Origin of the sequence: Saccharopolyspora antimicrobica, assembly GCF_003635025.1 — a bacterium.
Taxonomy (GTDB): Bacteria; Actinomycetota; Actinomycetes; order Mycobacteriales; family Pseudonocardiaceae; genus Saccharopolyspora; species Saccharopolyspora antimicrobica.
This window is the reverse complement of the sequence record NZ_RBXX01000002.1, coordinates 7,979,057-8,005,856: the sequence shown is the minus strand read 5'-3', so window position 1 is coordinate 8,005,856 and position 26,800 is coordinate 7,979,057. Positions and strand designations below refer to the sequence as shown.

25 protein-coding genes and 1 pseudogene are annotated in these 26,800 nt (G+C 71.0%); 18 read left to right on the top strand and 8 right to left on the bottom strand.

The genetic code is table 11. The features are described from left to right. Positions 1-517: 517 nt before the first annotated feature. Both ATL45_RS37730 and ATL45_RS37725 read right to left on the bottom strand, forming a co-directional pair. Positions 518-1,018 carry a flavin reductase family protein gene (locus ATL45_RS37730; RefSeq protein WP_143121536.1) on the bottom strand — a complete coding sequence of 167 codons (501 nt, stop codon included), beginning with the start codon at positions 1,016-1,018 and terminating at the stop codon, positions 518-520. Then, positions 1,015-2,019, bottom strand: a complete 1,005-nt coding sequence (locus tag ATL45_RS37725) for an LLM class oxidoreductase (protein WP_093146218.1) — start codon at positions 2,017-2,019, stop codon at positions 1,015-1,017. The genes ATL45_RS37730 and ATL45_RS37725 overlap by 4 nt, the downstream gene beginning before the upstream one ends. A gap of 109 nt (positions 2,020-2,128) precedes the next feature. Here ATL45_RS37725 and ATL45_RS37720 point away from each other — a divergent pair, with 109 nt between their 5' ends. Next, positions 2,129-2,749, top strand: a complete 621-nt coding sequence (locus tag ATL45_RS37720; protein WP_093146217.1) for a TetR/AcrR family transcriptional regulator — start codon at positions 2,129-2,131, stop codon at positions 2,747-2,749. Between the two features lie 86 nt (positions 2,750-2,835). Next, entirely contained in the window at positions 2,836-4,131 is a 1,296-nt protein-coding gene (locus ATL45_RS37715) for a hypothetical protein (RefSeq protein WP_093146216.1), read from the top strand. Here the strand turns inward: ATL45_RS37715 and ATL45_RS37710 are convergent. Then, a complete protein-coding gene (locus tag ATL45_RS37710; RefSeq protein ID WP_093146215.1) occupies positions 4,120-4,833 on the bottom strand; it encodes a DJ-1/PfpI family protein in 714 nt (237 codons plus the stop codon). The two genes, ATL45_RS37715 and ATL45_RS37710, sit on opposite strands and share 12 nt — an antisense overlap. A 149-nt stretch (positions 4,834-4,982) precedes the next feature. On the opposite strand from ATL45_RS37710, the gene ATL45_RS37705 reads away from it, so the two are divergent. Together ATL45_RS37705 and ATL45_RS37700 are read left to right on the top strand one after the other, a co-directional pair. Continuing rightward, on the top strand, positions 4,983-5,402 hold the full coding sequence (locus tag ATL45_RS37705) for a hypothetical protein (RefSeq protein WP_246025766.1): 420 nt from the start codon (positions 4,983-4,985) through the stop codon (positions 5,400-5,402). 14 nt (positions 5,403-5,416) lie between these two features. Next, positions 5,417-6,340 (top strand): NAD-dependent epimerase/dehydratase family protein, encoded by a 924-nt coding sequence (locus ATL45_RS37700; RefSeq protein WP_093146214.1) that lies wholly within the window; start codon positions 5,417-5,419, stop codon positions 6,338-6,340. Between the two features lie 42 nt (positions 6,341-6,382). On the opposite strand, the gene ATL45_RS37695 is transcribed toward ATL45_RS37700, so the two are convergent. Both ATL45_RS37695 and ATL45_RS37690 read right to left on the bottom strand, forming a co-directional pair. Next, positions 6,383-6,934, bottom strand: a complete 552-nt coding sequence (locus ATL45_RS37695) for a hypothetical protein (protein ID WP_143121535.1) — start codon at positions 6,932-6,934, stop codon at positions 6,383-6,385. A 56-nt stretch (positions 6,935-6,990) separates the two neighbouring features. Next, positions 6,991-8,244, bottom strand: coding sequence for an MFS transporter (locus ATL45_RS37690; protein ID WP_093146212.1), 1,254 nt, complete (start codon positions 8,242-8,244; stop codon positions 6,991-6,993). 89 nt (positions 8,245-8,333) lie between these two features. Here ATL45_RS37690 and ATL45_RS37685 point away from each other — a divergent pair, with 89 nt between their 5' ends. The 10 genes from ATL45_RS37685 to ATL45_RS37640 all read left to right on the top strand — a co-directional run bounded on the left by ATL45_RS37685 (position 8,334) and on the right by ATL45_RS37640 (position 20,063). After that, positions 8,334-9,299: a GlxA family transcriptional regulator gene (locus ATL45_RS37685; RefSeq protein WP_093146211.1), complete on the top strand. Its 966-nt coding sequence runs from the start codon at positions 8,334-8,336 to the stop codon at positions 9,297-9,299. Between the two features lie 137 nt (positions 9,300-9,436). Then, positions 9,437-10,375, top strand: a complete 939-nt coding sequence (locus ATL45_RS37680) for a LysR family transcriptional regulator (protein ID WP_093147300.1) — start codon at positions 9,437-9,439, stop codon at positions 10,373-10,375. A gap of 186 nt (positions 10,376-10,561) precedes the next feature. Next, positions 10,562-11,947, top strand: coding sequence for an MFS transporter (locus ATL45_RS37675; protein WP_093146210.1), 1,386 nt, complete (start codon positions 10,562-10,564; stop codon positions 11,945-11,947). A gap of 168 nt (positions 11,948-12,115) precedes the next feature. Continuing rightward, complete coding sequence (locus ATL45_RS37670; protein WP_093146209.1) at positions 12,116-13,390, top strand: flavin-containing monooxygenase; 1,275 nt, start codon at positions 12,116-12,118, stop codon at positions 13,388-13,390. After that, positions 13,390-13,812 (top strand): RidA family protein, encoded by a 423-nt coding sequence (locus ATL45_RS37665; protein WP_093146208.1) that lies wholly within the window; start codon positions 13,390-13,392, stop codon positions 13,810-13,812. The genes ATL45_RS37670 and ATL45_RS37665 overlap by 1 nt, the downstream gene beginning before the upstream one ends. 170 nt (positions 13,813-13,982) lie before the next feature. Next, positions 13,983-14,648: a DUF1028 domain-containing protein gene (locus ATL45_RS37660; protein ID WP_093146207.1), complete on the top strand. Its 666-nt coding sequence runs from the start codon at positions 13,983-13,985 to the stop codon at positions 14,646-14,648. Between the two features lie 10 nt (positions 14,649-14,658). Continuing rightward, positions 14,659-15,792 (top strand): M20 family metallopeptidase, encoded by a 1,134-nt coding sequence (locus ATL45_RS37655; RefSeq protein WP_093146206.1) that lies wholly within the window; start codon positions 14,659-14,661, stop codon positions 15,790-15,792. A 13-nt stretch (positions 15,793-15,805) separates the two neighbouring features. After that, positions 15,806-17,236 carry an aspartate ammonia-lyase gene (locus ATL45_RS37650; RefSeq protein ID WP_093146205.1) on the top strand — a complete coding sequence of 477 codons (1,431 nt, stop codon included), beginning with the start codon at positions 15,806-15,808 and terminating at the stop codon, positions 17,234-17,236. Positions 17,237-17,808: 572 nt separating this feature from the next. Then, positions 17,809-19,314: a multicopper oxidase family protein gene (locus ATL45_RS37645; RefSeq protein ID WP_246025765.1), complete on the top strand. Its 1,506-nt coding sequence runs from the start codon at positions 17,809-17,811 to the stop codon at positions 19,312-19,314. A gap of 533 nt (positions 19,315-19,847) precedes the next feature. Continuing rightward, the gene (locus ATL45_RS37640) at positions 19,848-20,063 is read left to right on the top strand and encodes a thioredoxin domain-containing protein (protein WP_121505460.1); all 216 of its coding nucleotides are present in this window, start codon (positions 19,848-19,850) and stop codon (positions 20,061-20,063) included. Here ATL45_RS37640 and ATL45_RS37635 read toward each other — a convergent pair whose 3' ends face one another. From ATL45_RS37635 to ATL45_RS37625, 3 genes and pseudogenes are all read right to left on the bottom strand, one after another. Continuing rightward, on the bottom strand, positions 20,064-22,163 hold the full coding sequence (locus ATL45_RS37635; protein WP_093146202.1) for an MFS transporter: 2,100 nt from the start codon (positions 22,161-22,163) through the stop codon (positions 20,064-20,066). It lies immediately after the preceding gene. 56 nt (positions 22,164-22,219) lie between these two features. Continuing rightward, positions 22,220-22,354: pseudogene (locus ATL45_RS40325) on the bottom strand (MFS transporter); the annotation flags it as partial. A gap of 132 nt (positions 22,355-22,486) precedes the next feature. Next, entirely contained in the window at positions 22,487-22,786 is a 300-nt protein-coding gene (locus ATL45_RS37625; RefSeq protein ID WP_177241881.1) for a PALP domain-containing protein, read from the bottom strand. A gap of 6 nt (positions 22,787-22,792) precedes the next feature. Between ATL45_RS37625 and ATL45_RS37620 the strand changes: the two genes are divergently transcribed. From ATL45_RS37620 to ATL45_RS37605, 4 genes are all read left to right on the top strand, one after another. Then, positions 22,793-23,152 carry a TVP38/TMEM64 family protein gene (locus ATL45_RS37620; RefSeq protein ID WP_093146201.1) on the top strand — a complete coding sequence of 120 codons (360 nt, stop codon included), beginning with the start codon at positions 22,793-22,795 and terminating at the stop codon, positions 23,150-23,152. Between the two features lie 172 nt (positions 23,153-23,324). Continuing rightward, complete coding sequence (locus ATL45_RS37615; RefSeq protein WP_177241880.1) at positions 23,325-24,695, top strand: spinster family MFS transporter; 1,371 nt, start codon at positions 23,325-23,327, stop codon at positions 24,693-24,695. A gap of 27 nt (positions 24,696-24,722) precedes the next feature. Beyond that, a complete protein-coding gene (locus tag ATL45_RS37610) occupies positions 24,723-25,829 on the top strand; it encodes an NAD/NADP-dependent octopine/nopaline dehydrogenase family protein (RefSeq protein WP_093146200.1) in 1,107 nt (368 codons plus the stop codon). Next, the gene (locus ATL45_RS37605; protein ID WP_093146199.1) at positions 25,826-26,794 is read left to right on the top strand and encodes a 3-hydroxybutyryl-CoA dehydrogenase; all 969 of its coding nucleotides are present in this window, start codon (positions 25,826-25,828) and stop codon (positions 26,792-26,794) included. Before ATL45_RS37610 ends, ATL45_RS37605 begins: the two co-directional genes overlap by 4 nt. Positions 26,795-26,800 lie beyond the last annotated feature (6 nt).

The window sequence follows — 26,800 nt, the reverse complement described above, 5'->3', positions numbered from 1 at the left end:
GTGGTGAACCTCCGCGATTTCGGTTGAAATTGGCTTCTCCTCACCGCAGGTTTCGTCGAGGGCGTGACGAATCCAATTTCAATTGAAATCGCTGCACCACCCAGGGTGACCACCCACCGCTGTGAACCCAAACCCAGCCCCGTGCCCTACGGTACTGCTGATAGCCAGGTCTCCCCGGTATCACCGCTGAAGCCTTTGGTGGTGGTACCGGTCGAACGTCGCGGGGTGCCGTGCGGCTGCGGACGGGGCCAACTCGGGTTCACAGCGGTGGGTGGTCACCTGAGGTGTATAGCGATTTCAATTGAAATCGGCACCGTTCTCGACGGAACCTCCAGTGTCGCGGTAAGCCGATTTCAAGTGAAATCGCAGAGGTCGCCACCCCACGTCAGGGTGCCAGGTCTGGCCGTCCGAAATGACGGCCAGACCTCGAACAGCTCCAGTCAGTGCGCCCCAGTCCCGCGGTGAGGCCACTGTCCGGGAAACTGCAGGCCCCTCTCCAGCAACTCCGCACCCAGAGTCATCGCACCGGCTCCTTCGCCAGTCGCCGGTAGTCGCGGTCGGCGAAGACCAGCGGATCGTTCGCGCCGGTGCTGTGCACGTGGCGGACGGCGCCGAGGAAGAGGGTGTGGTCCGCGGCCTCGATCTGCCGGTCGATCCGGCAGTCGATGCTGACCGGGCTGCCCACCAGCACCGGGTCGCCGGTGACGGGGGAGGGGTGCCAGTCCACGCCGCCGAACTCGCCCACCGCTCGCCGCCCGGCGAAGTGCGCCGCCAGCGCGCGCTGACCGGCCCCGAGGACGTTCACGGTGAACGACTCGGCGTGCGCCAGCAGGCCGTGCGTGCGGGTGCGGTGCCCGATCGCCACGAGCAGGAGCGGCGGATCCAGCGAGACCGACAGCGCGGAGTTGATCGTCATGCCGTGCGGGCCGCGGGTGGTGAGGACGGCGACGCCGGTCGGCAGGCGGCGCATCGCCTGCCGGAACACCTCCCCGTCCACGGCTGTGGGCTGCGGTGTCACCAGACCGGGTCCTTCGGCGCGGGCGCGGCCAGCGCCGGGAAGTGCGGCACGACCTCCTCGGCGAGCTGCGCGACGGCCTCCGCCGCCGGGCGCCTGCCGTGCTGGACGCCGAGCGCCCCGTGGTTGATCCCCGCCTCCTGCCAGCGGTGCAGCATGTCCAGCAGGCCTTCGGTGCCGGTCTGCAGCACGAAGCCGCCGCGCAGCGGGGTCGGCGGGTGCTTCGGGTCCTCGACCAGGTCGATCCACTCGTTGGTGGCCACCGGCTTGAACTGCCCGCCGGGGACGAGCTCGCGCCAGGCCGCGACCCGCCGGCCCAGCTCGGTCGTGCCCGCGGCGTTGGCCGCACCGGGGTAGACCAGCCAGCCGTCGGAGTGCTCGGCGATCCACTCCGGTGTCTGCCGGGAGGATCCCGTGACCAGCAGCGGGATCCGACCGGTGACGGGCTTGGGCAGCAGGTCGGCGCTGCCCCGCAACTGGCCCAGCGGCGAGGAGATCGTGGGTTTGGTCGACTCCAGCAGCGTCCGGAACATCTGCACCGCCTCCCGGTAGCGCGCGCCTCGCGACTCGAAGTCGACGCCGTAGGCGGGGAACTCGACCGGGCGGTCGCCGGAGGCGATGCCCAGCACCAGCCGGCCGCCGGAGAGGTGGTCCAGGGACGCCGCCTGCTTGGCCAGGTCGATCGGGTGGCGCAGCGAGAAGATGGCGCTGCCCGCGGCCAGCGCGGCCTTGCGGGTGTGCGCGGCCAGCCAGGCCAGGTAGGTCCAGGGGTCGTAGACCTGCCCGACGTCGCCGAAGCCGGGGTCGAACAGCGGGACGTCGCGCACCCAGATGGCCGCGAACCCGGCCTCGTCGGCCTGCCGGATCGCCTCGCCCTGCCCGGCCATTCCCGCCATGTCCCCGGTGTAGGGCCACAGCGGCAGGAACAGCCCGACCGTCAGTTCGCCGGGCGCGAACATGGTCCGGAATCCGGGGTGCTCGGCCAGCAAGTCTGTTTCAGGCATGGAAGAACCTCCACTTGAACGAACGTTCAACCGGGAGCCTAGCGTCCTCTTGAATGAACGTTCAACCGGGATCTTCTGGAATGAACGTTCAATCGAGTAGGCTGGCGGAGTGCGAGCGCAGGCGAAGAAGACCGAGGCGGCCGAGGTCGTCGACACCCGGACCCGGATCGTGCGTGCCACCGCCCTGTTCCTGCAGCGCCAGGGCTACGAGGGCACCTCGATCAAGCGGATCGGCGCGGAAGCCGGGGTCACGCCGGGCTCGGTGTACCACTTCTTCCCGGGTGGCAAGGAGCAGCTCGCCGCCGAGGCCCTGCGCTACGGGGCGGAGGAGTTCACCGAGCTGCTGCGATCCGGCCTGGACAGCACGCCGGATCCCGCCGACGCGGTAGCGGCCTGCGCCCTGCTGCTCGCCGACAGCCTGCGCGAGTCGGAGTGGACCGACGGCTGCCCCGTCGCGGCGGCCGCGCTGGAGACGATCGGCGCTTCGCCGGAGATCCAGCGCGCCTCCGACGAGTCGCTGCAGCACTGGCAGAGCCTGCTCGCCACCAAGCTCACCTCCGGCGGCATCGCGGAGGAACCCGCCCGCGCGCTGGCGTGCACGATCATCAGCACGATGGAAGGCGCCGAGCTGCTGTGCCGGGTGTCGGCCAGCGATCAGCCGCTGCGCACCGCTGCCCAGCACCTGGCCCAGCTCGTGCGCCTGCAGAAGCGATCGACCGGCTCGGAGTAGTCCCGCCGGTCCGCTGTGGACGCGGCTGTCACACATGGCCGATCTCCTCCGTCTGTTCTTCGGCAGGCGACGGGAGAGGGACGGCTATGAACTTGGCGCACGGGCTCGGCGAGCGATCGGACTTGCCGGTGCCGCTCTGGCTGGCGCTCTACGCCGGAGCCGCAGCGGTGCTGATCGCCTTCTTCGCGGTCTCCGCGCTGAAGCCGAAGCCGCGCGCCGGGCGCGAAGTGCCGCTTCCGCTGGCGGGACTGGCGGACGCTCGGATCACTCGCGCGTTGCTGAGGATCGCAGGCCTGATCGCCTTCGGCGTGCTGCTGGCGGTGGCGTGGTTCGGCGCCGACGATTCGCACAACCCGGCGCCGGTCTGGTTCTACGTGTGGTTCTGGGTCGGCCTGATCCCCGCCTCGCTGATCTTCGGGCCGTTCTGGCGGCTGGTGAACCCGATGCGCCCGCTGGCCGCGATCGTCCGCCGCTGCCTGCCGCGCGGCGTGCGGCGCGAGTTGCGCTCCGATGGTGCCGGCAACGCGGTGGCGGTCGCTGGGATGATCGCGTTCCTCTGGCTTGAACTGGCCTCCGCGCACCCGGATTCACCGCGCGCTGTCGCGCTTTTCGTGACGATCTACACCGTGGTGCACGCGATCGGCGGCGCGCTGTTCGGGCCGCGGTGGTTCGCGCAGGCGGACGCCTTCGAGATGTACTCCGGGTTGATCGCCGCGATGTCGCCGTTCGGCCGCGGCTCCGACGGGCGGTTGGTGCTGCGGAATCCGCTGGCCGGACTGCGCAGCGGCCGCGCCGGGCCCGGCCACACCGCGCTGGTGCTGGCGGTGCTGGGCGGGGCGATGTTCGACGGTTTCAGCGGGCTGCCGCTGTGGACCGATCTCACCGGCCTGCTCCGGCAGCCGGTCACCTCGGTGCTCGCCACCGCGGCGCTGGCGGTACTGCTCGTCCTGAACTTCCGGGCCTACCGCGAGGCGATCAGGATGACCGGCGCGTACCTGCGCCCAGGCGTGTCCACTGTGGATGACGAGTTCACCTTCCCGATGGTGCCGATCATGGTCGGGTACGGCGTCGCGCACTACTTCTCGTTCGCCGTCTTCGAGGGGCAGCTGGGCTGGCTGCTGGCCACCGACCCGTTCGGCCGGGGCTGGGACCTGCTCGGCATCAGCGGCGCCTCGGTCGACTACGCGGTGCCGGGACCGGCGGTGATCTCGGCGGTGCAGGTCGGCGCGATCGTGCTCGGGCACGTGGTCGGCGTGGTGTCCGCGCACGACCGCGCGTTGCGCGTGGTGCGCGCGGACGACCTGCGCTCCGGGCAGTACCCGATGGTCACGCTCATGGTGGTCTACACCGGGATCGCCATCGTGCTGGTCTCAGCCGGCTGATCCGTTCAGCCGCGCCGCGAGGCGTTCGGCGAGCGGGTGCGTTCCGAGGCCCTCCTGCAGCCACTGCTCGGCGACAGTCGCGTACAACGCCCTCGGCGCCTCGGACCACTCCAGCCCGCCGTGCGGCGGTTCCGGGTCGTACTCGATGCCGAACTGCACGGTCCGCGCCACCTCCGCCCCGGCGAGCTCCTCGACCAGGTGCAGCGCCATGTCGATGCCCGCCGAAACACCGGCAGCGGTGAGCACCGGCCCGTCCTGCACCCAGCGCTCGCCGACCGGGGTGGCGCCGAACTCGGCCAGCACGTCGAGCACCGCCCAGTGCGTGGTGGCCCGCCGTCCTTCCAGCAGCCCTGCGGCGCCCAGGATCAGCGAGCCGGTGCACACCGACGCCACCAGGTCGGCACCAGGTGCGACGCCGCGCAGATAGGCGAGCAGGGGCTCGTGGATCGCGGCGCGCAGCGTCGGCGTGCCACCGCCCGGCACCACCACGACGTCCGGTGCGGGCACGTCGGCGAAGGTGCGGTCGGCGCGCACGTGCAACGGGGTGTCGGTGTCGCAGATCGCCAGCTCTTCGGCGACCACGGTGACGCGGAACTCCGGGCGCATCGCGGAGAACATGGACAGGACCTGCAGCGGCCCCACCAGATCGAGGATCGTGCAGCCGGGGTAGAGCACGAACGCGATCGTCTTCTCATCAGCCATGCGCTCATCGTGCTGCGCGCGCCGGGTTCCAGGTGTCGCCGTGTCCGAAAACCTGCGATGCGCGTCACCGCTGAGCGGGTCGCGCTGTCACAGGTCCGGCCGCCGGTTCGTCCTATCGGCGAACACACCCTCGGGAAGGGAAGCAGGACATGATGGACGGTCACAGCCGGTCCGCCAAGCTGCTCGTCCGCTCGGCCACCGTGGTGAGCGCGCTGACCATGCTGGTCTTCGGGATGTGGATGCGGATCGACCCGCCGAGCTTCGCGGAGTTCGCGCAATTCCCCAACCACACGCACTTCCTGCATGACGCCGGGGTCTTCCAGATCGGCATCGGCCTGATGATGCTGTCGGCCCTGGTGTGGCGCGACGTGCTGTCGATCGCGCTGGGCGGCTTCATCGTCACCAACACGCTGCACGCGATCAACCACGCCACCGACCTCGAACTCGGTGGCAGCCCGGACACCTGGTGGCAGCTCGGGCTCGTCTCGCTGCTCGCGCTGGCCGGACTCGTGGCGCACCGAAGGCAGCTGAAAGCGGTGCGCGCACGCGAGACCGCGCGGAACGTCTGAAGGAGAAGCACGACATGAAGGTTCTGCTCGCCGGTGCCACCGGTGCCATCGGGAAACCGCTGCTAACCGCGCTCGCCGATGCCGGGCACGAGGTCACCGCGATCATCCGGAACCCGGCCAACCGCGGCGTGGTGCGCCAGCGCGGTGCCGTCCCGGTGGTCGCGGACGTGATGGACCGAGAAGGGCTGCTGCGCGCCGTGGAGGGCATGCGGCTGGACGTGGTGATGCACCAGGCCACGGCCATGCGCAACGCCGGGCTGCGGATCCGCGAGGACGATCCGACGAAGGCGCTGCGCGGCCCGGGAACCGAGCACCTGCTGGCCGCGGCGCGGGTGGTCGGTGCCCGGCGGTTCGTCACCCAGTCGCTGATCACCGGCTACGGCTACCACGACTTCAGCGACCGGGTGCTCACCGAGGCCGACGAGTTCGGCCGGATGTTCGGCAACGCGGGCGATCCCGTGGTGGAGACCAGCGTGGCCACCGAGCAGCAGACGTTCAACGCCGAGGGCATCGAGGGAATCGCCTTGCGCTACGGGCTCTTCTACGGCCCGGAGGCGTTCAGCGACATGTTCGCCGACCTGCTCCGCAAGCGGGTTCCGCTGCTGCCGAGGGGCAAGACCGGCGGCACCTGCCTGATCCACGTGCAGGACGCCGCGGAGGCGGCGGTCGCGGCGATGGAGCACGGCGAGCCGGGCAACGCCTACAACATCGTGGACGACGCGCCCATCGGGTGGCGGGACTTCATCGGCACCGTGGCCGAGGCGCACGGCACGCCGCGGCCGATCTCGTTGCCCGCCTGGGCGTTCCGGCGCATGGTGCCCTACCTCGGTTGCCAGATGATCGACACGACGCTGCGGGTCTCCCACGAGAAGGCGACCCGCGAACTCGGCTGGAAACCGCGGTTCCCGGATCTGCGCAGCGGTCTCGGACTGGCCTGAGCCACCGGGGCATCCCGGCCGCGGCCGGGATGCCCCGGTGGCTCACGCAGCGGCGGCCTTGCGGGCCACGGCGCGCAGCATGACCCGCCGGATCAGCCCGCTGAACGGCCGGATGAACCGCCAGTAGGACAGCATCTTCCGGCGGGCGGTCGCGGAACCGGCGGTGATCCGGGTCTCGGTGCGCAGCAGGGTGCCGCCGCCGATCGGGATGAGCTCGAACACCGACGCGGACTTGGCGAAGCCCGGCTCGTCGTGGTCGCGGAACTGCTCGGCCGGGCAGGTGCGGCGGAAGTCCCCGGGCCGCAGCCGCCAGAACTGGCTGATCGAGCCGAGCACGACGTAGCGCTGCGGCACGGTGGCCAGCTCGAACCAGCCCCGGTCGAGCATCGTCGCGATCATGCTCGACGAGCCGTTGGCCGCCGATTCCGCGGCCGGCAGCGACCGGATTCCCATCAGCAGCCGAACCACGGGGAGGTCACCGGGTGAGAAGGTGTTCAGCGCGTTCCACACGGCTTCCGGGCTCTGCCGGATGTGCAGCTCGTGGCGCTCGGCGCCCAGCGGCTGCGGTACGAATTCCTCCAGGACCTCTGACATCGGCACATCCTCATCGGTCGGTGCGGCGTGCAGGCGGTGCCCACCGCCGCTCGTGTTCACTCATCGGACGGAGCAGCGGCCGCGGGTGTGACAGCCCCTTCCCGCACGGGCAGCAACCGGACGGCCAGCACGCCGGCACCGACGAGTGCGGCGGCCGCGGCCATCGCGACCGGATAACCGACGGCACCCGCGAGCGCCAGCGCGGCGGTGCCCGCGCCGAAGGCGATCACCGAGCCGACGCTGGACATGGCGCTGTAGTCCGCGCCCGCGGTGGCTGGTCTGGACAGCCGCATCGTCACCGTCGCGATCACCGTCGCCGATGCCGCGTAGGCGATCTTGAACAGCAGGATGGCCGCGCCCGTCGCCACCGGTGGGGCAGAACCGGAAGCCAGCGGCAGCAGCGCCAGCACGGTGCCGAGCATGACGAGCCCCAGCAGGATCAAGCACGCACGAGTGCCGAGCCGCGCCACCAGGGTGCCGGCGAGCACCGCTCCGAGCATCGCCAAGGTGTCGCCGAGCAGGTTGACGACCAGTCCGATGCTGGACAGCGACCAGCCCGCGTCCACCAGCATCGGAGCGACCAGCGCGTAGGCGGCGAAGATCCCGGCGAAGAAGCACGGCTGCACCACCAGCGTCCAGCGCGCCTTCGAGCGCTCGGTCAGCACGCCGAGCAGCGCGGTGTAGCGGTGCCGCAGGCGCGGCCGCGCGATCTGCTCGGCGGGCTCGGCGAGCCAGAGCAGTTGCACGGCGGGCAAAGCGCTCAGCACCGCCAGTGCGAGCACGGCCGGGGCCCAGCCGAACTCGTCGTAGACGAGCAGCGAGACGCCGCCTCCGATGAGGCTGCCGACGTAGCCGCCTGCGACCTGGATCCCGTTGGCGATCCCGTGCTGCTCGGGGCGCAGCAAGCGGACCGTGAGCGCGTCGACGGCGATGTCCTGGGTGGCGGAGAGGACTCCGGTGGTGAGCGCGGCGAACAGCACGAGCCCGAGGTCGGCGACCGGGTCGAGCACGAGCAGGCTCAGCAGCGCCAGCGCGAGCGCCGGCTGCAGGACGAGCAGCCACGACCGGTAGTGCCCGCGCCGGGCGGAACCGAAGCGGTCCACCAGCGGCGCCCACAGCACCCGCATCGCCGAGAGCATCGAAACCACTTGCAGCAGGCCGAGCTGCTCCAGCCCCACGCCGCGATCGCGCAGGATGGACGCGAGCGCGGTGGCGAAGAACGCGGTGCCGAGGAACTGAGCGGTGTAGAGCGTCGCCAGCAACCGGTAGCCGATCGGCGGCGCTTCGCTTCCCTTGTCCACCACAGTCATGCGGCCCACTCTGCGCGAGACCCCGCCGCCGGGGGTCGAACGACGTCCGCAATCCTGTGCGACATGTCCCTCCGGGAGGAACTGGTCAGATGAGCACCGCAGAACGCCGCGTCGTCATCGTCGGTTATCCCGACGTCGAGCTGCTGGACGTTGCCTGCCCGGGCGACGCCTTCGCCTCGGCCAACCGGGCCGGTGCGGCACCGGCCTATTCCGTGGAGCTGGCGACCTCGCGCGGGGCGACGATCCGGAGCTCGTGCGGTATCGCGCTGGTCGCGCAGCGAGCGCTGGAGCAGGTCGCGGGGCCGGTGGACACGCTGATCGTCGCGGGCGGGCACGGGCACATCGCCGCCAGCGAGGACCCGCGGATCGTGGCCCAGATCAGCCGGATCGCCAGGGACAGCAGGAGAATCGTGTCGATCTGCACCGGCGTCTCGTTGCTCGCCGCCGCAGGCCTGGTCAACGGCAAGCGGGTGGCCACGCACTGGCAGCACGCGGCCCAGATCGCGGCCCGGTTCCCGGCCGTGGTGGTGGATCCGGTGCCGCTGTACATCTCGGACGGTCGCCTGCACACCTCGGCCGGGGTGACCAGCGCGCTGGACCTGAGCCTCAGCCTGATCGCCGACGACCACGGCCCGACGCTGGCCCGGAAAGTCGCCCAGACCCTGGTGACCTACCTGCACCGCCGCGGAGACCAGGCGCAGATCAGCATGTTCCTGGCCGCGACGCCGCCGGGCGACCGGGTGGTGCGGGATCTCCTCGGCTACATCGCGGGCAACCTCGCGGCGGATCTCTCGGCCCCGGCGCTGGCCGCCCGCGCGGGCATCAGCGTCCGCCACCTCCGCAGGCTGTTCGTCAACCAGCTGGACACCACGCCGGGCCGCTACGTCCGAGCGGCCCGGACCGAAGCGGTGGCCCACCTGCTGACCTCCAGCGACCTGCCGCTGGACACCATCGCCCGCCGCTGCGGCTTCGGCACGACCGAAACCCTCCGCCAGGCCTTCCGGGACCGCTACGGCGCGTCCCCGACCCGCCAACGCCTTTCAGGTAGCAGGTGATGGCTCTGCTGTCCTCGGTGATGGGCCTTGGTCGCCTTTCGGGCCGAAGGGGATGGTGGCGCCGACACTGATGTAATGGTCCTCGCGGAATCAGCAACTGTTCCGTTGATGATCGGACCCACGAAGGCGGTGTCGTGGTGAGCAGGCAGCCGGATGTGACTCTCACGCAGCTGCGGTACTTCGTGCAGGCCGCTTCCTTGCTGAGCATGACCAAGGCCGCCGAGGAGCTCCGGGTGGCTCAGTCGGCCGTGTCGACCGCCGTCGCTCAGCTGGAGAAGCAGGTCGGCACGCCGCTGTTCATCCGGCAGCACGCGCGGGGACTCGTGCTGACCGCGGCGGGGGAGGAGTTCCTGCGGGATGTTCGCGGGCTGCTCGCGCACCTCGGCGAGGTGCTGGATGCCGCGCGCGGCCGTGGTGACGACGTGCGCGGGCACATCCGGCTCGCGTGCATGGTGACGCTCGTGCCGTTCGTGATGCCCGAGCTGCTCGCGGAGCTGAGCTCGGTCCATCCCGGGCTCGACGTCGAGGTGCTCGAACTCGAGGCCGCCGCGGTGAGCAACGCGCTGCGCAGCGGCACGGTCGAGGTCGCGGTCACCTATGACCTGGGGCTCGGGCAGGGCGTGGTGCGGGAGGTCATCGCCGAGGCGCCGCCGTACGTGATCCTGCCGCCCGGGCACCGGCTCGCCGCGCTGCCGGAGGTCCGGCTGCGCGATCTGGCCGAGGAGCCGATGGTGCTGCTCGACCTGCCGCACAGCCGCGAGTACTTCCGCGAGCTGCTGGCCGCCGCCGGTGCGCCGCCCCGCATCGCCTACCGGTCGCACAACGTCGAGGCCGTTCGCGGGATGGTCGCCCAAGGGCTGGGCTTCTCGCTGCTGAACCAGCGTCCGGGGCTGGACGGCACTTACGGCGGCGGGCGCGTCGAATCGCGCGCCATCGCCGATGACGTGCCGTCGCTGTCGGTGGTGGTGGCGTGGATGGAGTCGGTGCGCCGCACCGCTCGGGCCCGTGCGGTCACCGACAGCGCGCGCACGGTCGTCGAACGGCTTCGCGCGGCGAACGGGCGGCTGGGCAGGTAGGGCCGCGAACCGCGTTTTCGAGGCTGCATCGGTTTTGGTGATGCCTTGGACCTGTTATCTCTGTTTGAGTGATCTCTGCTGAGGTCATAGCGTCCCCTCCCAACACGCCGAGGACATCGGTGCTGTTCACGGCAGGGGCGCAGGGCGCTGTCTGCCGCCGTCCCCGCGACGACCGCTGGAGGCCCCATGTCCGGACCCGCACCACGTTCCGCCGCCGATGCCGCGCTCGACGCGGCAGTCCAGGCCGATCCCGCAACGCTGCGCCGCAGCGTCGCCGCCGGCGCGATCGGCGTTTTCGTCCACTGGTTCGACTGGGCCGTCTACGCCTACCTCGCCACCACCATCGCGACGGTGTTCTTCCCCGCCGAGAACGAGGTCGCCGGCGTGCTGTCGGTGTTCGCCGTGTTCGCGGTGTCCTTCGCCATCCGCCCGCTGGGCGCGCTGGTGTTCGGGCCGCTCGGCGACCGCATCGGCCGCCGCCGCACGCTGTCCATCGTCATCATCGTGATGTCGCTGGCCACGCTCGCGATCGGCCTGCTGCCCGGGTACGGGACGATCGGGATGGCCGCGCCGGTCCTGCTCGTCGCGATCCGGCTGGTGCAGGGCTTCGCGGCAGGCGGCGAGTTCGGCAGCGCGGCCAGCTTCCTGGCCGAGTACTCGCCGCGCGCTCGGCGCGGTTTCGGCGTCAGCTGGCTGGAAGTCGGCTCGCTGCTCGGCTTCCTGTCCGGATCGTTCGCCTTCTACCTGCTGTCGGTGTCGCTGACCCCGGAGCAGATCACCGACTGGGGCTGGCGGATCCCGTTCCTGATCGCCGCGCCGATGGGCGTGATCGGCTACGTCATCCGCACGAAGATCGAGGACACCCCGGAGTACCGGGTGCTGGAGGCGACGGACTCGGTGTCGCGCAGCCCGGTCAGGGAGCTCTTCCGCGTCAACTGGCGGCAGCTGCTGCAGGCCGCCGGGCTCATGACGCTGATGCACGTGCCCTTCTACGCGGTGCTGACCTACCTGGTGACCTACCAGACCGATCACCTGGGCCACTCCGCCGAGAGCGCCGCGCTGCTGTCGACCTTCATCTCGCTGCTCGGCCTCGTGCTGGTGCCGGTGTTCGGCCGGTTGTCCGACCGGATCGGCCGCAAGCCCGTCCTGGTCGGCGCCGCCGCCGCGCTGCTCGTCGTGGCCACGCCCGCCTACCTGCTGATGCAGACCGGGATGCTCGGCACCGTCGTCGCCGGACTCGTGCTGGCGGTGATCCTCTCGGCGATCCTCGGCAGCTACGCCGTGTGGGCCGCGGAGATCTTCCCGACCCGCACGCGGCAGAGCGGGTTGTCCATCGCCTACAACATCACCGCCGCGCTCTTCGCTGGCACCGTGCCGTTCCTGATGACGGTCCTGATCTCGGCCACCGGCAGCCTGCTGGTCCCCGGCCCCTACCTCATGGTCGCCGCGGTGATCGGACTCGTCGCCGCGCTGAGCATGCGGGAGACGGCCGGGAGCAGCCTGCTGCAGGCGCAGGACATCGACGCCGCGGAGCAGCCGGCCGCAACGTTCGCCGCCAAGGGCGATTCCTGACGATCGCGGGCGCGCGCTTGCCGCGCGCCCGCACGGTCCATTGCATCTGTCATTTAGATGCACTTCTTCAAAAAGATGTTCTGGTCAGTTGCAGCGGGTTCGCCCAGACTCGGATCGTCGGCGATCCGCCGGAGCGAGAACGCCGGGACCAGTGGAACGGAGGTTCACATGTCGCAGCACGAGACCGAGGTCCTCGTGGTCGGCGCAGGACAGGCCGGGGTGGCCATGAGCGAGCACCTCGGCGCACGCGGCATCCCGCACCTGGTGCTGGAGCGCGACCGCATCGCCGAGCGCTGGCGCACCGGGCGCTGGGACTCGCTGGTGGCCAACGGCCCGGCCTGGCACGACCGCTTCCCCGGCATGGAGTTCGCCGACGTCGACCCCGACGGCTTCGCCTCGAAGGAGCAGGTCGCGGACTACTTCGTCGCCTACGCGGAGAAGATCGGCGCGCCGATCCGCTGCGGCGTGGACGTCCGCAGCGTGCGGAAGAACGCCGGACGCCCCGGCTTCCGCGTGGAGACCTCGGACGGCGTGATCGACGCCCGGTACGTGGTGGCCGCGACCGGACCGTTCCAGACCCCGGTGATCCCGCCCGTCGTCCCCGAGGACGCGGACGTGACCCAGCTGCACTCCAGCTCCTACCGCAACCCGCAGCAGCTGCCCGAAGGCGCGGTGCTCGTGGTCGGCGCGGGGTCGTCGGGCGTCCAGATCGCCGACGAGCTGCAGCGCTCCGGCAAGCAGGTCTACCTGTCGGTCGGTCCGCACGACCGGCCGCCGCGCCGCTACCGGGGCCGCGACTTCTGCTGGTGGCTCGGCGTGCTCAACAAGTGGGACGCGGCAGCGCCGCCGCGCGGCGCGGAGCACGTCACGATCGCGGTCAGCGGCGCGCAGGGCGGCCGGACCGTGGACTTCCGGGCGCTCGCCGCCGACGGCATCACCCTCCTCGGCATGACCCGCACGTTCGCCGACGGCCGGATGCGCTTCGCCGATGATCTGCGCCAGAACATCGCCAACGGCGACGCCAACTACCTGAAGATGCTCGACGAGGCCGACGACTACATCGCGCGCAACGGGCTCGACCTGCCCGAGGAACCGCAGGCCCGCACCTTCGCCCCCGACCCGGCCTGCGTGACCGACCCGATCACCGAGCTGGACCTCGCCGACGCCGGGATCACCTCGATCATCTGGGCGACCGGCTTCCGGCCCGACTACGACTGGCTGCAGGTCGATGCCTTCGGCGAGGACGGCAAGCCGCAGCACTCCCGCGGCGTGTCCGCGGAACCGGGGATCTACTTCCTCGGCCTGCCGTGGCTGTCGCGGCGCGGGTCGAGCTTCATCTGGGGCGTCTGGCACGACGCCGCGTACGTGGCCGAGCACATCTCGATCCAGCGCAGCTACCTCTCCTACCGCACCGAACCGACCGAGACGACCGGAGCCGCCTGATGCCGACGCACACCCGCATCCGCCCCTTCAACACCCGCGACACCTATCCCGAGCAGAACCTCGACAACGACCTGTGCCAGGCCGTGGTCGCGGGCAACACGGTCTACGTCCGGGGCCAGATCGGCCAGGACCTCGACACCAGCGAGTCGGTCGGCATCGGTGACGTCGGTGCCCAGGCCGAGCAGGCGATGGCCAACATCGACATGCTGCTGCGCGAGGCGGGCAGCCGGATGGAGCACCTGGTCAAGCTGACCATCTACCTGGTCGATCCGCGCTACCGGGAGACCGTCTACCGGACCGTCGGCCGCTGGACCAGGGGCGTGCACCCGATCTCCACCGGCGTCGTGGTCTCCGCGCTGGCCCGCCCGGAGTGGCTGTGCGAGATCGACGCCATCGCCGTGATCCCGGAGGACGAACGATGACACCCTTCGTGTCAACCGGAGTCCTGCTCAACCGTTGACACCCCTTGTCAACCGGAGTCCTGCTCAACCGCACCTCAGGGGAACGTGATGCAACCCAGCCACAAGAAACCGCACAACGCGAGATCGATCCCGGACGCGACCACCACTGAAATTCGCGGAGAGGCGGGACAGTGACCTTCTCCATCGCAGCCAGGCAGGACGGCCGCTTCGGCATGGCCGTCAGCTCCTCGAGCCCCGCGGTGGCCGCGCGCTGCCTGCACCTGCGGCCGAACGTCGGCGCCGCCGCCTCGCAGAACATCACCGACCCCCGCCTGGGCGGGCGCATCCTCGACCGGCTGGCCGTGCACGGCGACGCTCCGCGCGCCCTGCGGGAAGTCGGCGGCGACGCGACCGATCTCGCCTACCGCCAGCTGTCCGCGGTCGGGCCGACCGGGCCGACCGCGTGGTTCAGCGGTGAGCACACCCTCGGCACCCACGGCGCCGCCGTCGGTGCGCATTCAGTGGCCGCGGGAAACCTGCTCAGCCGCACCGAGATCCCGGCGATCATGGTCGCCGCCTTCGAATCCGCGACGGGCGAGCTCGAAGAGCGCCTGCTCATCGCGATGCAGGCGGCGGTCGCAGCCGGCGGCGAGGAAGGACCGGTGCACTCCGCGGGCCTCGCCGTCGTGGCCGACGTGGAGTGGCCGGTGACCGACCTGCGCGTCGACTGGGCCGAGGACCCGATCGACCGCCTGGCCGAAGCACTGGAGATCTGGCTGCCGCAGCGCGACGACTACGTCCGCCGCGGGCTGCAGCCCTCGGCCGCGCCGTCGTACGGCGTTCCCGGCGACCTGTAGGAGGAAACGCATGCCGAGCGAGAAGGACGCGGTCCGCGCCGCGGTGGACCGGGCGGCCGAGGACCTGGTGGAGCTGTCGACGACGCTGCACGCCCGGCCGGAGACCGCCTGGGAGGAGCACTTCGCCGCCGCCGCGGTCCCGCAGCTGCTCGAACGCCGCGGCTTCACCGTGACCCCGGCCTACCTGGGTCTGGAGACCGCGTTCCTCGCCAGCTACGGCTCGGGCCCGCTGCGGATCGCGCTGTGCGCCGAGTACGACGCGCTGCCCGGGCTCGGGCACGCCTGCGGGCACAACCTGATCGCCTCCTCGTCGGTCGGTGCCGCGCTCGGGCTGGCCGAGGTCGCCGACGATCTCGGCCTGACCGTCGAGGTGTACGGCACACCGGCCGAGGAGGGCGGCGGCGGCAAGATCGAGATGCTGGACCGCGGCGCGTTCCGCGACGTCGACCTGGCCATGATGGTCCACCCGGCGCCGGTCGACGTCGCCGAGGCGCGGCCCTTCGCGGTCAGCCACTCCCGGATCTCCTACACCGGCCGGTCCGCGCACGCCGCGGCCTACCCCGAGGACGGCGTGAACGCCGCGGACGCGTTCACCGTCGCCCAGGTCGCCATCGGTCTGCTGCGCCAGCAGCTCCCGCCGAGCTCGCGGGTGCACGGGATCGTCACCTCCGCCGGTTCGGCGCCGAACGCGATCCCGGAGTCCTCGTCGGGCCGGTGGTACGTGCGCGCGGAGACCCTGGCCGAGCTGGCCGAGATCGAGCCGAAGGTGATGCGCTGCTTCGAAGCGGGCGCGCTGGCGACCGGAACTTCGCTGGAGGTCGAGGCGGAGAGCAAGCCCTACGCCGAGTTCCGCACCGACGAGCGAACGCTCGCGGCCTACCGGGCCAACGCACTGCAGCTGGGGCGCGAGTTCGCCCCGGACGGGCTGGCGGGGCGGATGAACCGGGCGTCGACTGACATGGGCAACGTCTCGCAGGTCGTGCCCGCCATCCACCCCTACATCGGGATCGGGTCGCTGCCCGCCACCAACCACCAGCGCGAGTTCGCCGCGCACTGCGTCGGCCAGCAGGCCGAACGCGCCCTGCTCGACGGAGCGGTCGCGCTGGCCTGGACCGGCGTCGACCGGGCCCACGACGGCTCCTGACCGGGAGATCTCCATGTCCGATCCGAAAGTGCGGACCGAGCACGACATGCTCGGCACCGCGACCGTGCCCGCCGAGGCCTACTACGGCGTGCACACCGCACGTGCCCTGGCCAACTTCCCGATCAGCGGCGAAACCCTGGCTGCCCGGCCGCACCTCGTCGTCGCGCTCGCCGCGGTCAAGCAGGCCGCGGCGGCGGCGAACGCCGAGGTCGGGGCGCTGCCGGAGCGGATCGGCTCGGCGATCGTCGCGGCGTGCGAGGAGATCCGGGCCGGGCGGCTGCACGACCAGTTCGTCGTCGACCTGGTCCAGGGCGGGGCGGGCACCTCGACGAACATGAACGCCAACGAGGTGATCGCCAACCGGGCCCTGGAGATCCTGGGCCGGCCGCGCGGCGACTACGCGGTGGTGCACCCGCTCGACCACGTCAACCTCGGGCAGAGCACCAACGACGTCTACCCGACGGCGGTCAAGCTGGCCCTGGACGCGCACCTCGGCGAGCTGCTGGCCGCGCTGGCCGTCCTGCGGGCGGCGTTCGAGGCCAAGGCCGCGGAGTTCGCCGACGTCCTGAAGATGGGGCGGACCCAGCTGCAGGACGCCGTTCCGATGACGCTCGGCCAGGAGTTCGGCGCGTTCGCGGTGACCCTCGGCGAGGACGAGCTCCGGCTCTCGGAGGTCCGGCTGCTGCTGCACGAGCTCAACCTCGGCGGTACAGCCATCGGCACCGGGCTCAACGCCCGCCCGGGCTACCGGGAGGCCGCGCTGGCGCACCTGCGCGACATCACCGGGATCGGCACGCTGGTCTCGGCCACCGACCTCGTCGAGGCCACCCAGGACGTCGGGGTGTTCGTGCAGCTGTCCGGCGTGCTGAAGCGGACGGCGGTGAAGGTCTCGAAGATCTGCAACGACCTGCGGCTGCTGTCCTCCGGTCCGCAGGCCGGTTTCGGTGAGATCGCGCTGCCCGCGCGGCAGGCGGGATCGTCGATCATGCCGGGCAAGGTGAACCCGGTGATCCCGGAGGTGGTCAACCAGATCGCCTTCGACATCATCGGGAACGACGTGACGGTGACCCTCGCGGCCGAGGGCGGCCAGCTCCAGCTCAACCCGTTCGAACCGGTCATCGCCCGGGTGCTCAGCGCCGGGATGGGCCACCTCGCCGCCGGGCTGCGAGTGCTGGCCGAGCAGTGCGTGGCGGGGATCGAGGCCCGCCGGGAGCACCTCTCGGCGATCGTCGCGAGCTCGGCGGCGCTGGTGACGGCGCTGAGCCCGGCACTCGGCTACGAGACGGCGTGCGCGATCGCGGTGGAAGCGCACCGCGACGGCCGCCCGGCGCTCGACCTGGTGCGCGAGCGGACCGCGCTCACCGAGGAGCAGCTCGCCGCGCTGCTCGCCCCGGAGGTGCTCACCGGCCGGAACGTGGTCCCGGCAGGGGAGAGCGCTGGATGACAGGCCGGAGCTGAACCGGCTGGCGGCCAGACCGATGCCGTCTGTCCGCCAGCCGCTTCAGGCGGTGCGACCGGTCTTGACGAAGTCGTCGGGCTTGTACTGGCCGCTCGAAGAACGGTGCTTCGGGACCGTGGGAGCGGATGCTGGCGAACCAGCCGCGCCAGGGAACAGTTCTCGGTTTCTTCCGGACAGCGGAGTGCTTGAAGAAGAGTTCGTCTCCCAGCGCTCGCGCGGTGGCGTTCGTGGGATGGACACCGGCGAACGGAGGCGATGCCGGGTCTTCGTAGCGGTCGAACTCGGACGTCATCAGCGGACACCTCCGGTGCGGAGATCAGCTCACTGCGCATTCTGTTGCCACCAAGGTGCTTTCGCCGTTGCGAGGTCACCAGGACAAGAGGCCCGATGCCAGGTGGCGCGTTGTCGGGGGTTCCCGTTCCCCGGTGTTGCGGGTGTGACCGACGCGGCGTCGCGGATGCCCCCGGTGGGTATGCTACTACTTAATTACTATCCACAGTAGTAGATACACTCCCGGGAGGGTGGTGCGCATGTCGGCGGGTTTCCGGCGATCGGGCATGAGCAGGCGAGGATTCCTCGGATTGGGCGCCGGGCTGGCGGCCGTGGGCGTGGCGCAGGCGTGCGGCGTCCGGTCGGCGGCCAGCTCGCCGGTCGGCCCGGGTTCACCGCAGGTCGCCGAACTGGAGCGGACGCGGCGGGCCGCCGGCGCCCGGGTGGTCGACGTCCCGCTGCGCGCGAAGCAGGCCACCGTGGATCTCGGCGGTGTCCAGGTGCCGACCTGGGTGTTCGACGACCGGTTGCCCGGGCCGGAGATCCGGCTGCGGCGCGGGGACGTGCTGCGGGCGAGGCTGAGCAACGAGGTCTCGGAGGACACCAGCGTCCACTGGCACGGCATCGCGATGCGCAACGACATGGACGGCGTCCCCGGCCTGACCCAGGACCCGGTGCGGCCCGGCAGCACGTTCACCTACGAATTCGCCGTGCCGCACGCGGGAACCTACTTCTTCCACCCGCACGTCGGCGTCCAGCTGGACCGCGGGCTCTACGCGCCGCTGATCGTCGAGGACCCGGACGAGCCGGGCCGCTACGACGCCGAAGCGGTCATCGTGCTCGACGACTGGCTGGACGGCGTGACGGCAGGTCCCGACGCGAAGCTGGCGGAGCTGCGCCGGGACGGCATGAAGATGGACCACGGCGGGATGAGCGGGATGGGTCACGGTGACATGGGCCACGGGAGCGCGGGCGGTGGGGCGTCTCCGCTGGGTGCCGACGCCGGTGACGTGGACTACCCGCACTACCTGGTCAACGGTCGGCTGGCTACCGCACCGGAGACGGTGCCCGCCAAGCCCGGGCAGCGACTGCGGTTGCGTCTCATCAACGCCGCGGGGGACACGGCCTTCCGGGTGGCGCTCGGCGGCCACCGGATGACCGTGACCGACACCGACGGCTTCCCGGTGGAACCGGTCGAGGCGGACTCGCTGCTGATCGGCATGGGCGAGCGCTACGACGTCGTCGTCACCCTCGGCGACGGGGTGTTCCCGCTGGTGGCGTCCGCGGAGGGCAAGCAGGGCCAGGCGATGGCGCTGATCCGCACCGGTGCGGGCGCGGCGCCGCCCGCCGACGTCCGGCCTCGCGAGCTGGACGGCGGGCTCCTGATGGCCGACGCGTTGTCAGCGGCGGCGCCGGTCCGGTTGGCCGCGGGGCAGCCCGACCGCACGCACACCGTCGAGCTCGGCATGGACATGTCCCAGCCCTACCGGTGGACGCTCAACGGCAAGGCGTTCGACGAGCACGTGCCGATGCCGGTCCAGCAGGGCGAGCGGGTGCGGCTGCGGTTCGTCAACAAGACGATGATGTTCCACCCGATGCACCTGCACGGCCACACCTTCCAGGTCGTCGGCGGTCAGCGGCCCGGGCCGCGCAAGGACACGACGAGCGTGCTGCCCATGCAGACGGTCGAGGTGGACTTCGTCGCCGACAACCCCGGGCAGTGGATGCTGCACTGCCACAACATCTACCACGGCGAAGCGGGAATGATGACCACCGTGTCCTATGTGGAATAACGCCACCCGGTGAGTCCTCGGCCAGTGCGCGTTCGAGGGCTCGCCGGAAGTCTCGACGAGGTCAGATCGGCGGCCACCTGAGGTGGGAGTAGACGGCGAGCATTCCGCTCAACATCGCGGTCCACCCTCCGGTCAGCACGGCGATTCCCATCGTGGCGAGCACGGGCGGGGGTGAAGGTCCGCCCGCCGTCGGTGCTGCGCACCGGTCCCTGCTCGGTCGTGGCGATCAGCTCCTCCGGGTTGGTCGGGCTCACCGCGAGGTCCGCGGCGGCGAGCCGCGCGCGGCGGTCCCAGGATCGGCGATCGTCGCTGACCATGATCTCGCCGGTTGTGCTGCTGTAGCCGTAGACGCGGTCGTGGTCGGCTTCGAGGGCTTGGAAGTCGATCTCGCCTGCAGCGACGACGGCTCATTCTACTATCTAGGTTAGTAAAGATTGACCGGAGCGGATCGGCCGCGAGGGCGTCCGGGTTGCGCTGATGAGCGGTGGATCGGCATCAACGTCCAGGACCGCGGGGCCGCTGCCCTGGAACTGATGGCTGAAGTCGGCGTGCACTACCCGTCGCTGGTGGATGTGGACGCGCAGCTGCAAGCCGCTCTGCGCGTTCCGCCGATCCTGCCCGCCACCTACCTGCTGCGCGCGGACGGCTCGGTTCAGCAGATCACCGATCCGCTCACCTTCAGCACGGCCGATGAGGTGGCGGACGCCGTGCAGCGCTACTCGTCGAGGCGCGCGGTGCCCGGGAGCTGATCACGGCTCGCCGATGCTGCGGAAGATGAGGCCGGGGTGCGGTTTCGGGCCGAACGACGTGGACTTCCCGGGTAGCCGGACGCCCGCCGCCGCGGCATTCCTGAGGTCTTCGTAGGTGAGCGGGGTCAGCAGGACTGCGAGACCGCCCCGCTGCTGGACGCGGCGGACCGCGCTGGCGGCACTGGTCTCGTAGAGCACCTGCCCCGGCAGATCCGGAATCCGCCAGAGCTTGTCTATCAGCAGGTCGTGCAGGATCGACAGGTGCAGCCGCCGGAGTGCCGGAGGCACGTCGGTCGCATGCGGGTGGTGCGGGCCGGGTGAGGTGAGCAGGAATGCCTGTGACTGCGTCACAACGACGTATGCGGGGGTGTGGCGCGCGCTCTCTTTGAGCGCCGGAAGCCAGGCCCGCAGATCTCCGCGCAGCGCTTGGACCCGGAACCGCGTCGATGCCGCTTGCAGCGCGGTGTGGGGATCGGCGCAGGGGAGGACCCGGTGGACGGGGCCGAGCCGCAGCGGGCTGTGGCCGGTGTCGACGAGCAGCCCCGGGATGCAGTCCCACGGACCCGGTCCGTCACCCGCGGCGTAGTACTCACGCCGGAGCTGCCTGGCTGCCGCGTGGCGGTGGTGGCCGTCGGCGATGAACGCGGCGCGGGATGCCAGTTCCTCGGCGATCTCCTCCTGCGCACCGGGGTCCGCGATGCGCCAGAGGCGGTGCAGTTGTCCGTCATTGGCGAGCACTTCCGCGAGCGGGGCCGTTCGGGTGGTGCGTGCCAGCCACGAGCTGGTTCGCCCACCGCCGGAGTAGCCGAGCAGGAGCGGGTCGAGGTTCATCCCGCAGTCGTGCATGAGGTCCGCGATTCCGCCGGCCCGTTCCGGAATGATGTCCTCGTGGGGCAGGAGCGCGCTGTCGAGGTGGACGGCTCCGAGCACCCCGCGGAGCGTCCCGTGCGGACCGACCTGCTCATAGGCGTAGAGAGCGGGCTGCTGGTCGCGGACGAGCACGCCGGTCCGCTGCCAGCGCAGGAACGTGTCGGTGCTCCGCTCCCACGGAGTCGCGTAGCGGGTGGCGACGGCGCCGAGCTGGTGGTCGGCGATCCGCCAGCCGGTGAAGGGAGCCACCGAGACCCCGCTGCGCGCGGGCTCGGTGGCGGTCGGCAACGGCACGGTCTCCTCCGGGGTTTCAGGCCGGTCATGTTCCGCGCGTGCCGGACCGAGAGCCAGGATGGCCCCGGCCCCGCACACCGCTGCCATGAGCAGGACGGCACCTGCCACTGGCAGGGTGCCCACCGCCGGTCCGGCCAGCAGCGGACCGGCGGACTGGCCGACGAGCAGGTAGCTGTTCGCCGTGCTGACGAACGCGCTCCTGCTCTCCGCCCGGGCGTGGTTGCCGAAGTGCAGGAACAGGGACTGGGCGAGTGCGGCGAAGCAGAATCCCTGGACCAGGCGGAACGGGATGAGGGCAACGGGTTCGAGGGGCAGGGCCAGCGCCGCGATGCTCGCGGCGCACCCTGCGGCCGCCAGGGCGAACGCGCGAACCGGTCGCTGCGCGCGGTCGTTGTGCTTGCCCCACCAGAAGGATCCGATCAGCGACGCGCCCCACATCACCGAGTGCAGCACACCGACCCGCAGGCCCGCCGAACCGGGTTCGGGCACGATGGCGCGGACGTGCTCGGCGAAGACCGGGATCAGGCCGTAGACGCCGAAGTAGGCACCGGCTGCCGCCAGTGCCAGCGGAACAACACCGGGCACCCGCATGACCGACGAGCGCGTGCGGTCCTTTCCCGGCGCGCCGTCGTCGGTGCCGGGGTCGTCCGGTTCGTGCAGGCCGACGGCGCAGCTGATGGCCAGCGCCACCGCCGCGCCGGCGATCACGAGCATGAGCTGCGGCAGTCCGCCGCTGTTGACGAACAGGCCACCGGCGATCGGCCCGGCAAGCGCGCCCGCCGCCGTGGCGCTGAAGGACTTGCCCAGGGACGAACCCCGCTTCGCGGCCGAACCGGTCGAACCGGCGAACGCCGCCGCGGCCTCCACCACACCGCCGAACGCGCCCTGCAGCAAGCGCCCGGCCACGAGAGCCAGCGGAGTGGCGGCGGTGGCCATACGACCATGGACACCGCCAACCCGGCCAGCGCGCGGACCACCATCCACTTGCGGCCGATCCGGTCGCCGAGCCTGCCCCGCAGCGGGGTGGCGACGGTGAGGGCCAGAGCCGGGGCAGCGATGGCCACCCCGGCCCAGGTCTGGGTCTCGGCGGTCCCGGTGGTGCCGATCCGCTCCAGGTAGAAGGGCATGACCGGCACCAGCATCATCAGTCCGGCGGTGTTGGCGAACTGCCCCCGCCCACAGCAGGAGGAGATTCCGGCGACCGCTGTCCGGGGCCTGCTGGTGCTGCGGGCCCGGCCGTTCCCGCTGGAGCGTTCGCGTCACGGGATGACCACGGATTCCGGCTCCGGTCGCGGGGCACCGGCCGCCCAGTCGTCGTCGTAGACCAGGTCGAGGTAGCGCTCACCGCGGTCCGGCAGGAGGGTCACGATGCGCGCCGGGGCGTCGAGTCGCGCGATCAGTCGGCCGATCCCGGTGATGACGGCTCCCGAGGAACCGCCGGCGAATATCCGCTCCGTGGTCAGCAGGCGGCGGCAGCCTGCCACCGACTCCGCGTCGGCGATGTGCAGGACGTCGTCGATCTTCCACTGCGGGGAACGGGAAATCTGTACTACCGACAATAGTGGATGGGTTCCGGTGCGGCTGCTCGGGGGTGTCCGTTCCGCTGCGGGGCGCCGGCTCGTCGCGGGTTCGTTGCGACGGTGCTGGCCCGGATCGTTCCGGTCGTGCCGTTCGCGGCGGTGAATTACGTCGCCGGGATCACGCGGGTGCGGACGCTGCCGTTCCTCGCGGGCACTGCGGTGGGCAGCCTTCCGGCCAACGTCTCGTACGCGATGTTCGGCGGAGCTCTCGTCGCGGACAGCGGAGTGGGCGGATGGCTCGCACTCGGTGCGGGTGGGATCGCGCTCGTCGGCGTGGTCCTGGCGCGAATCGGCCGGAGGCACCTGGCGGAGTCCGGCGCGCCGCGCGCTCGCCGCCGGGAGTAGGGGATTTCCTTATCCGCGTCAGGGAATCGCTGACGACCGGGAGGGGAACCTCCAGTTGTTACCCGGATCACGCGAAATTAGCGTACCGGGCACGCCGACGACCGGCGGCCCGGTCCTTCGCCGATCCCCGGCGGGCCCGATGAGATCACCGAACTGCAGAGGGCGCTTGCCGATGACCGACGAAATGCTCCCCGAAGCGCGGAAGTCGTACCGCTACCAGTGGTACGTGGTGGCGGTCTGCATGATCGCCTACGTCTTCTCCTTCGTCGACCGGCAGATCCTGTCGCTGATGATCGAGCCGATCAAGCGCGACCTGGGCCTCACCGACACCCAGTTCAGCCTGCTCAACGGGCTGGCCTTCTCCCTGCTGTACTCGTTCATGGGACTGCCGATCGCGATCCTCGCGGACAAGCGCTCCCGGCCGCTGATCATCTCCATCGGCATCGCGTTCTGGAGCCTGGCCACCGCGCTCTCCGGCCTCAGCAAGGGATTCGTGCACATGTTCCTGGCGCGGATCGGGGTGGGCGTCGGCGAGGCCGCGCTGTCGCCCGCGGCGTACTCGATGTTCAGCGACATGTTCCCGAAGAACAAGCTCGGGCGGGCCTACGGGATCTACTCGCTGGGCTCGTTCATCGGCGGTGCCGCCGCGTTCATCATCGGCGGCTACGTCATCAACCTGCTCAACTCCGTGGACACCGTGGTGCTGCCGCTGGCCGGTGAGGTGCGCGCCTGGCAGCTGACGTTCCTGATCGTCGGGCTGCCCGGTCTGCTGCTGGCGCTGCTGGTGTTCCTGACCGTGCGCGACCCGGGTCGTCGCGGGCTCAAGCACAACGCCGACGGCGGAGTGCAGAAGGTCGCGCTGCGCAACGTGTTCGGCTTCCTGTGGAGCCACCGCAAGACCTTCGCCATGCACTACCTGGGATTCTCGCTCTACGCCCTGGTGCTGCTGGGCATGATGGCCTGGACCCCGGCGTTCTACATCCGCGCCTTCGGCCTGACCTCCACCGAGGCCGGTTACCTGCTGGGCGTCGTGGTGCTGGTGGCCAACGGCAGCGGGGTGCTCTTCGGCGGCTGGCTGATCGACCTGCTGGCCAAGCGCGGGCACTCCGACGCCGCGATGCGCGCCGGGGTGATCGGCGCGGTGGGCATGACGGTCCCGGTCATCGCGTTCACGCAGGTCGGGAACCTGTGGGCGTCGCTGGTGCTGCTGGCGGTGGCGATGTTCTTCGCCTCGTTCCCGATGCCCGCCTCCACCGCCGCCATGCAGGTGCTCAGCCCGAACCAGATGCGCGCCCAGGTCTCGGCGATGTTCCTGCTGATCTCGAACCTGATCGGCCTGGCGCTGGGCACCACCCTGGTCGCGCTGGTCACCGACCGGGTCTTCGGGGACGAGAAGATGGTCGGCTCGTCGCTGTCCATCGTCTACGGCATCGCCTCGGTGGTGACCATCGCGCTGCTGTGGCGCGGCTGCAAGCACTTCCGGCAGAGCCTCTCGCGTGAAAGGCTGCTCACCGAGCAGCGCGAGACGGTGCAGGCCGGCTGAGTTCCGACACGAGAAGGGTCCGACGAGTTGAGAATCGCAGTCCTCGGAGGCGGGCACGGGTGCTGGGCCGCAGCAGCGGAACTCGCCGAGCACGGTCACGACGTGCGGTGGTGGCGGCGCGACGCCGAAGCGCACGAGGCCCTCCGCGCGGCAGGCGCCATCACCGTCCGCGACCACCGCGGCACCCGGCAGGTGCCGGTGGGCGACGCCGACGGCGCGATCCGGCCCGTCACCGACCTCGCCGAGGCGGTGCGCGAGGCCGCGCTGATCGTCATCCCGCTGCCCTCGACCACCCACCAGGACCTGGCCGGGCGGCTGGCCCCGCTGCTCGCCGACGGACAGGTCGTCTTCCTGCCGCCGGGCACGCTCGGCTCCGTGCTGTTCGGCAGGGCGATGGCAGACGCGGGCAACTCCGCCGAGGTCGCGTTCGCCGAGACGGGCACGCTGCCCTACCTGGCCCGCAGGCACGGCGACACCGAGATAGTGATCAGCTGCTACGCGACGCGGCTGCCGACCGGGGTGTTCCCGAGCCGGCTGGCGGACAAGGCGTTCGGCGTGCTGCGCGAGGCCTACCCGAGCGTCGAGGTCGCCGAGGACGGGCTCAGCGGGGCGCTGATGAACGCCGGGCCGATCATCCACCCGCCGCTGATCATGATGAACGCCGGGCCGCTGGAGCACTTCGAGGCCTGGGACATCCACAACGAGGGCACCCAGCAGTCGATCCGCCGCGTCACCGACGCGCTGGACGCCGAGCGCGTCGCGCTGCGCGAAGCGCTCGGCTACCGCGCCCCGCACTTCCCGCTGGCCGACCACTACGCCACCGACGGCGAGGAGTGGATGTACGGCCGCGCCGCCCATGAGAAGCTGACCGACAGCGGCGACTGGCGGGAGAAGATCGACCTGCTCAGCCACCGCTACATGCTGGAGGACACCCGGCTGGGCCTGTCGCTGCTGGTCTCGGTAGGCCGGTGGGCGGGCGTGCCGACCCCGGTGGCGCACGGCCTGCTGAGCATCGCATCGGCGATCACCGGCCGCGATCTCTACGCGGAGGGGCGCACGCTGGAGAGCCTGGGCTTGGCGGAGTTGTCCCGGGACGAGTTGGCGCAGCTGCTGGTGGAGGGGTTCGAGTCGTGACCGACGAGATCGCGGTGGTCGGTGCCGGCCGGATGGGCGAGGGCATCGCGCTGACCTGCCTGGCCGCGGGCCTGCCGGTGGTGCTGGCCGACGTCAAGGACCGCACCGACGAGGAGCGCAGCGCCTACTGCAGGCGCGTCCGCGACCGCCTGGCCGAGCAGCTGCGCGCGAAGCTCGGCGACGACGCGGCGCTGGCCGGTTTGACGGTGTGCGGCCGGGAAACGGCGCGGCTGGCCGATGCGGTCGTGGTGTTCGAGGCGGTGCCGGAGGTCATCGAGATCAAGCGCGAGGCGCTGGCGTGGGTCTGCGCCCAGGTCGGCGAGTCCGCCGTGATCGCCTCGACCACCTCGACGTTCCTGGTCACCGAGATCGCGAAGCTGGTCGACCGGCCGGGCCGGGTGGTCAACGCGCACTGGCTCAACCCCGCCGACCTGATCCCGCTGGTGGAGGTCAGCCGCAGCGACGACACCGACCCGGACGCGGTCGCGACGCTGACCGGCCTGCTCGAACGCATCGGCAAGGTCCCGGTGGTGTGCGGCCCGGCGGCGGGCTACATCGTGCCGCGGCTGCAGGCGCTGGTGATGAACGAAGCCGCCCGCATGGTCGAGGAGGGCGTGGCCAGCGCGGCCGACATCGACCTGGCGGTCCGGGCGGGTCTCGGCCCGCGCTTCTCGGTGCTCGGCCCGCTGGAGTTCATCGACTGGGGCGGCTGCGACATCCTCTACTACGCCTCCCGCTACCTGACCTCCGAGCTGGGCGAGCGCTTCCAGCACCCGGACGTGATCGAGCGGAACATGTCGACCAGCCGCCGAGGCCTGCAGGACGGCACCGGCTTCTACGACTTCGACCCCGAGGGCGTCCCGGAGTACCGGGCAGCGCGAATGCGCGAGTTCGAGGCGATCTTCGGTCTCCGAGAACCGCACCTGCGCAACGGAACCCCGGTCCCCACCAAGCAGGAGGACTGAACGGCA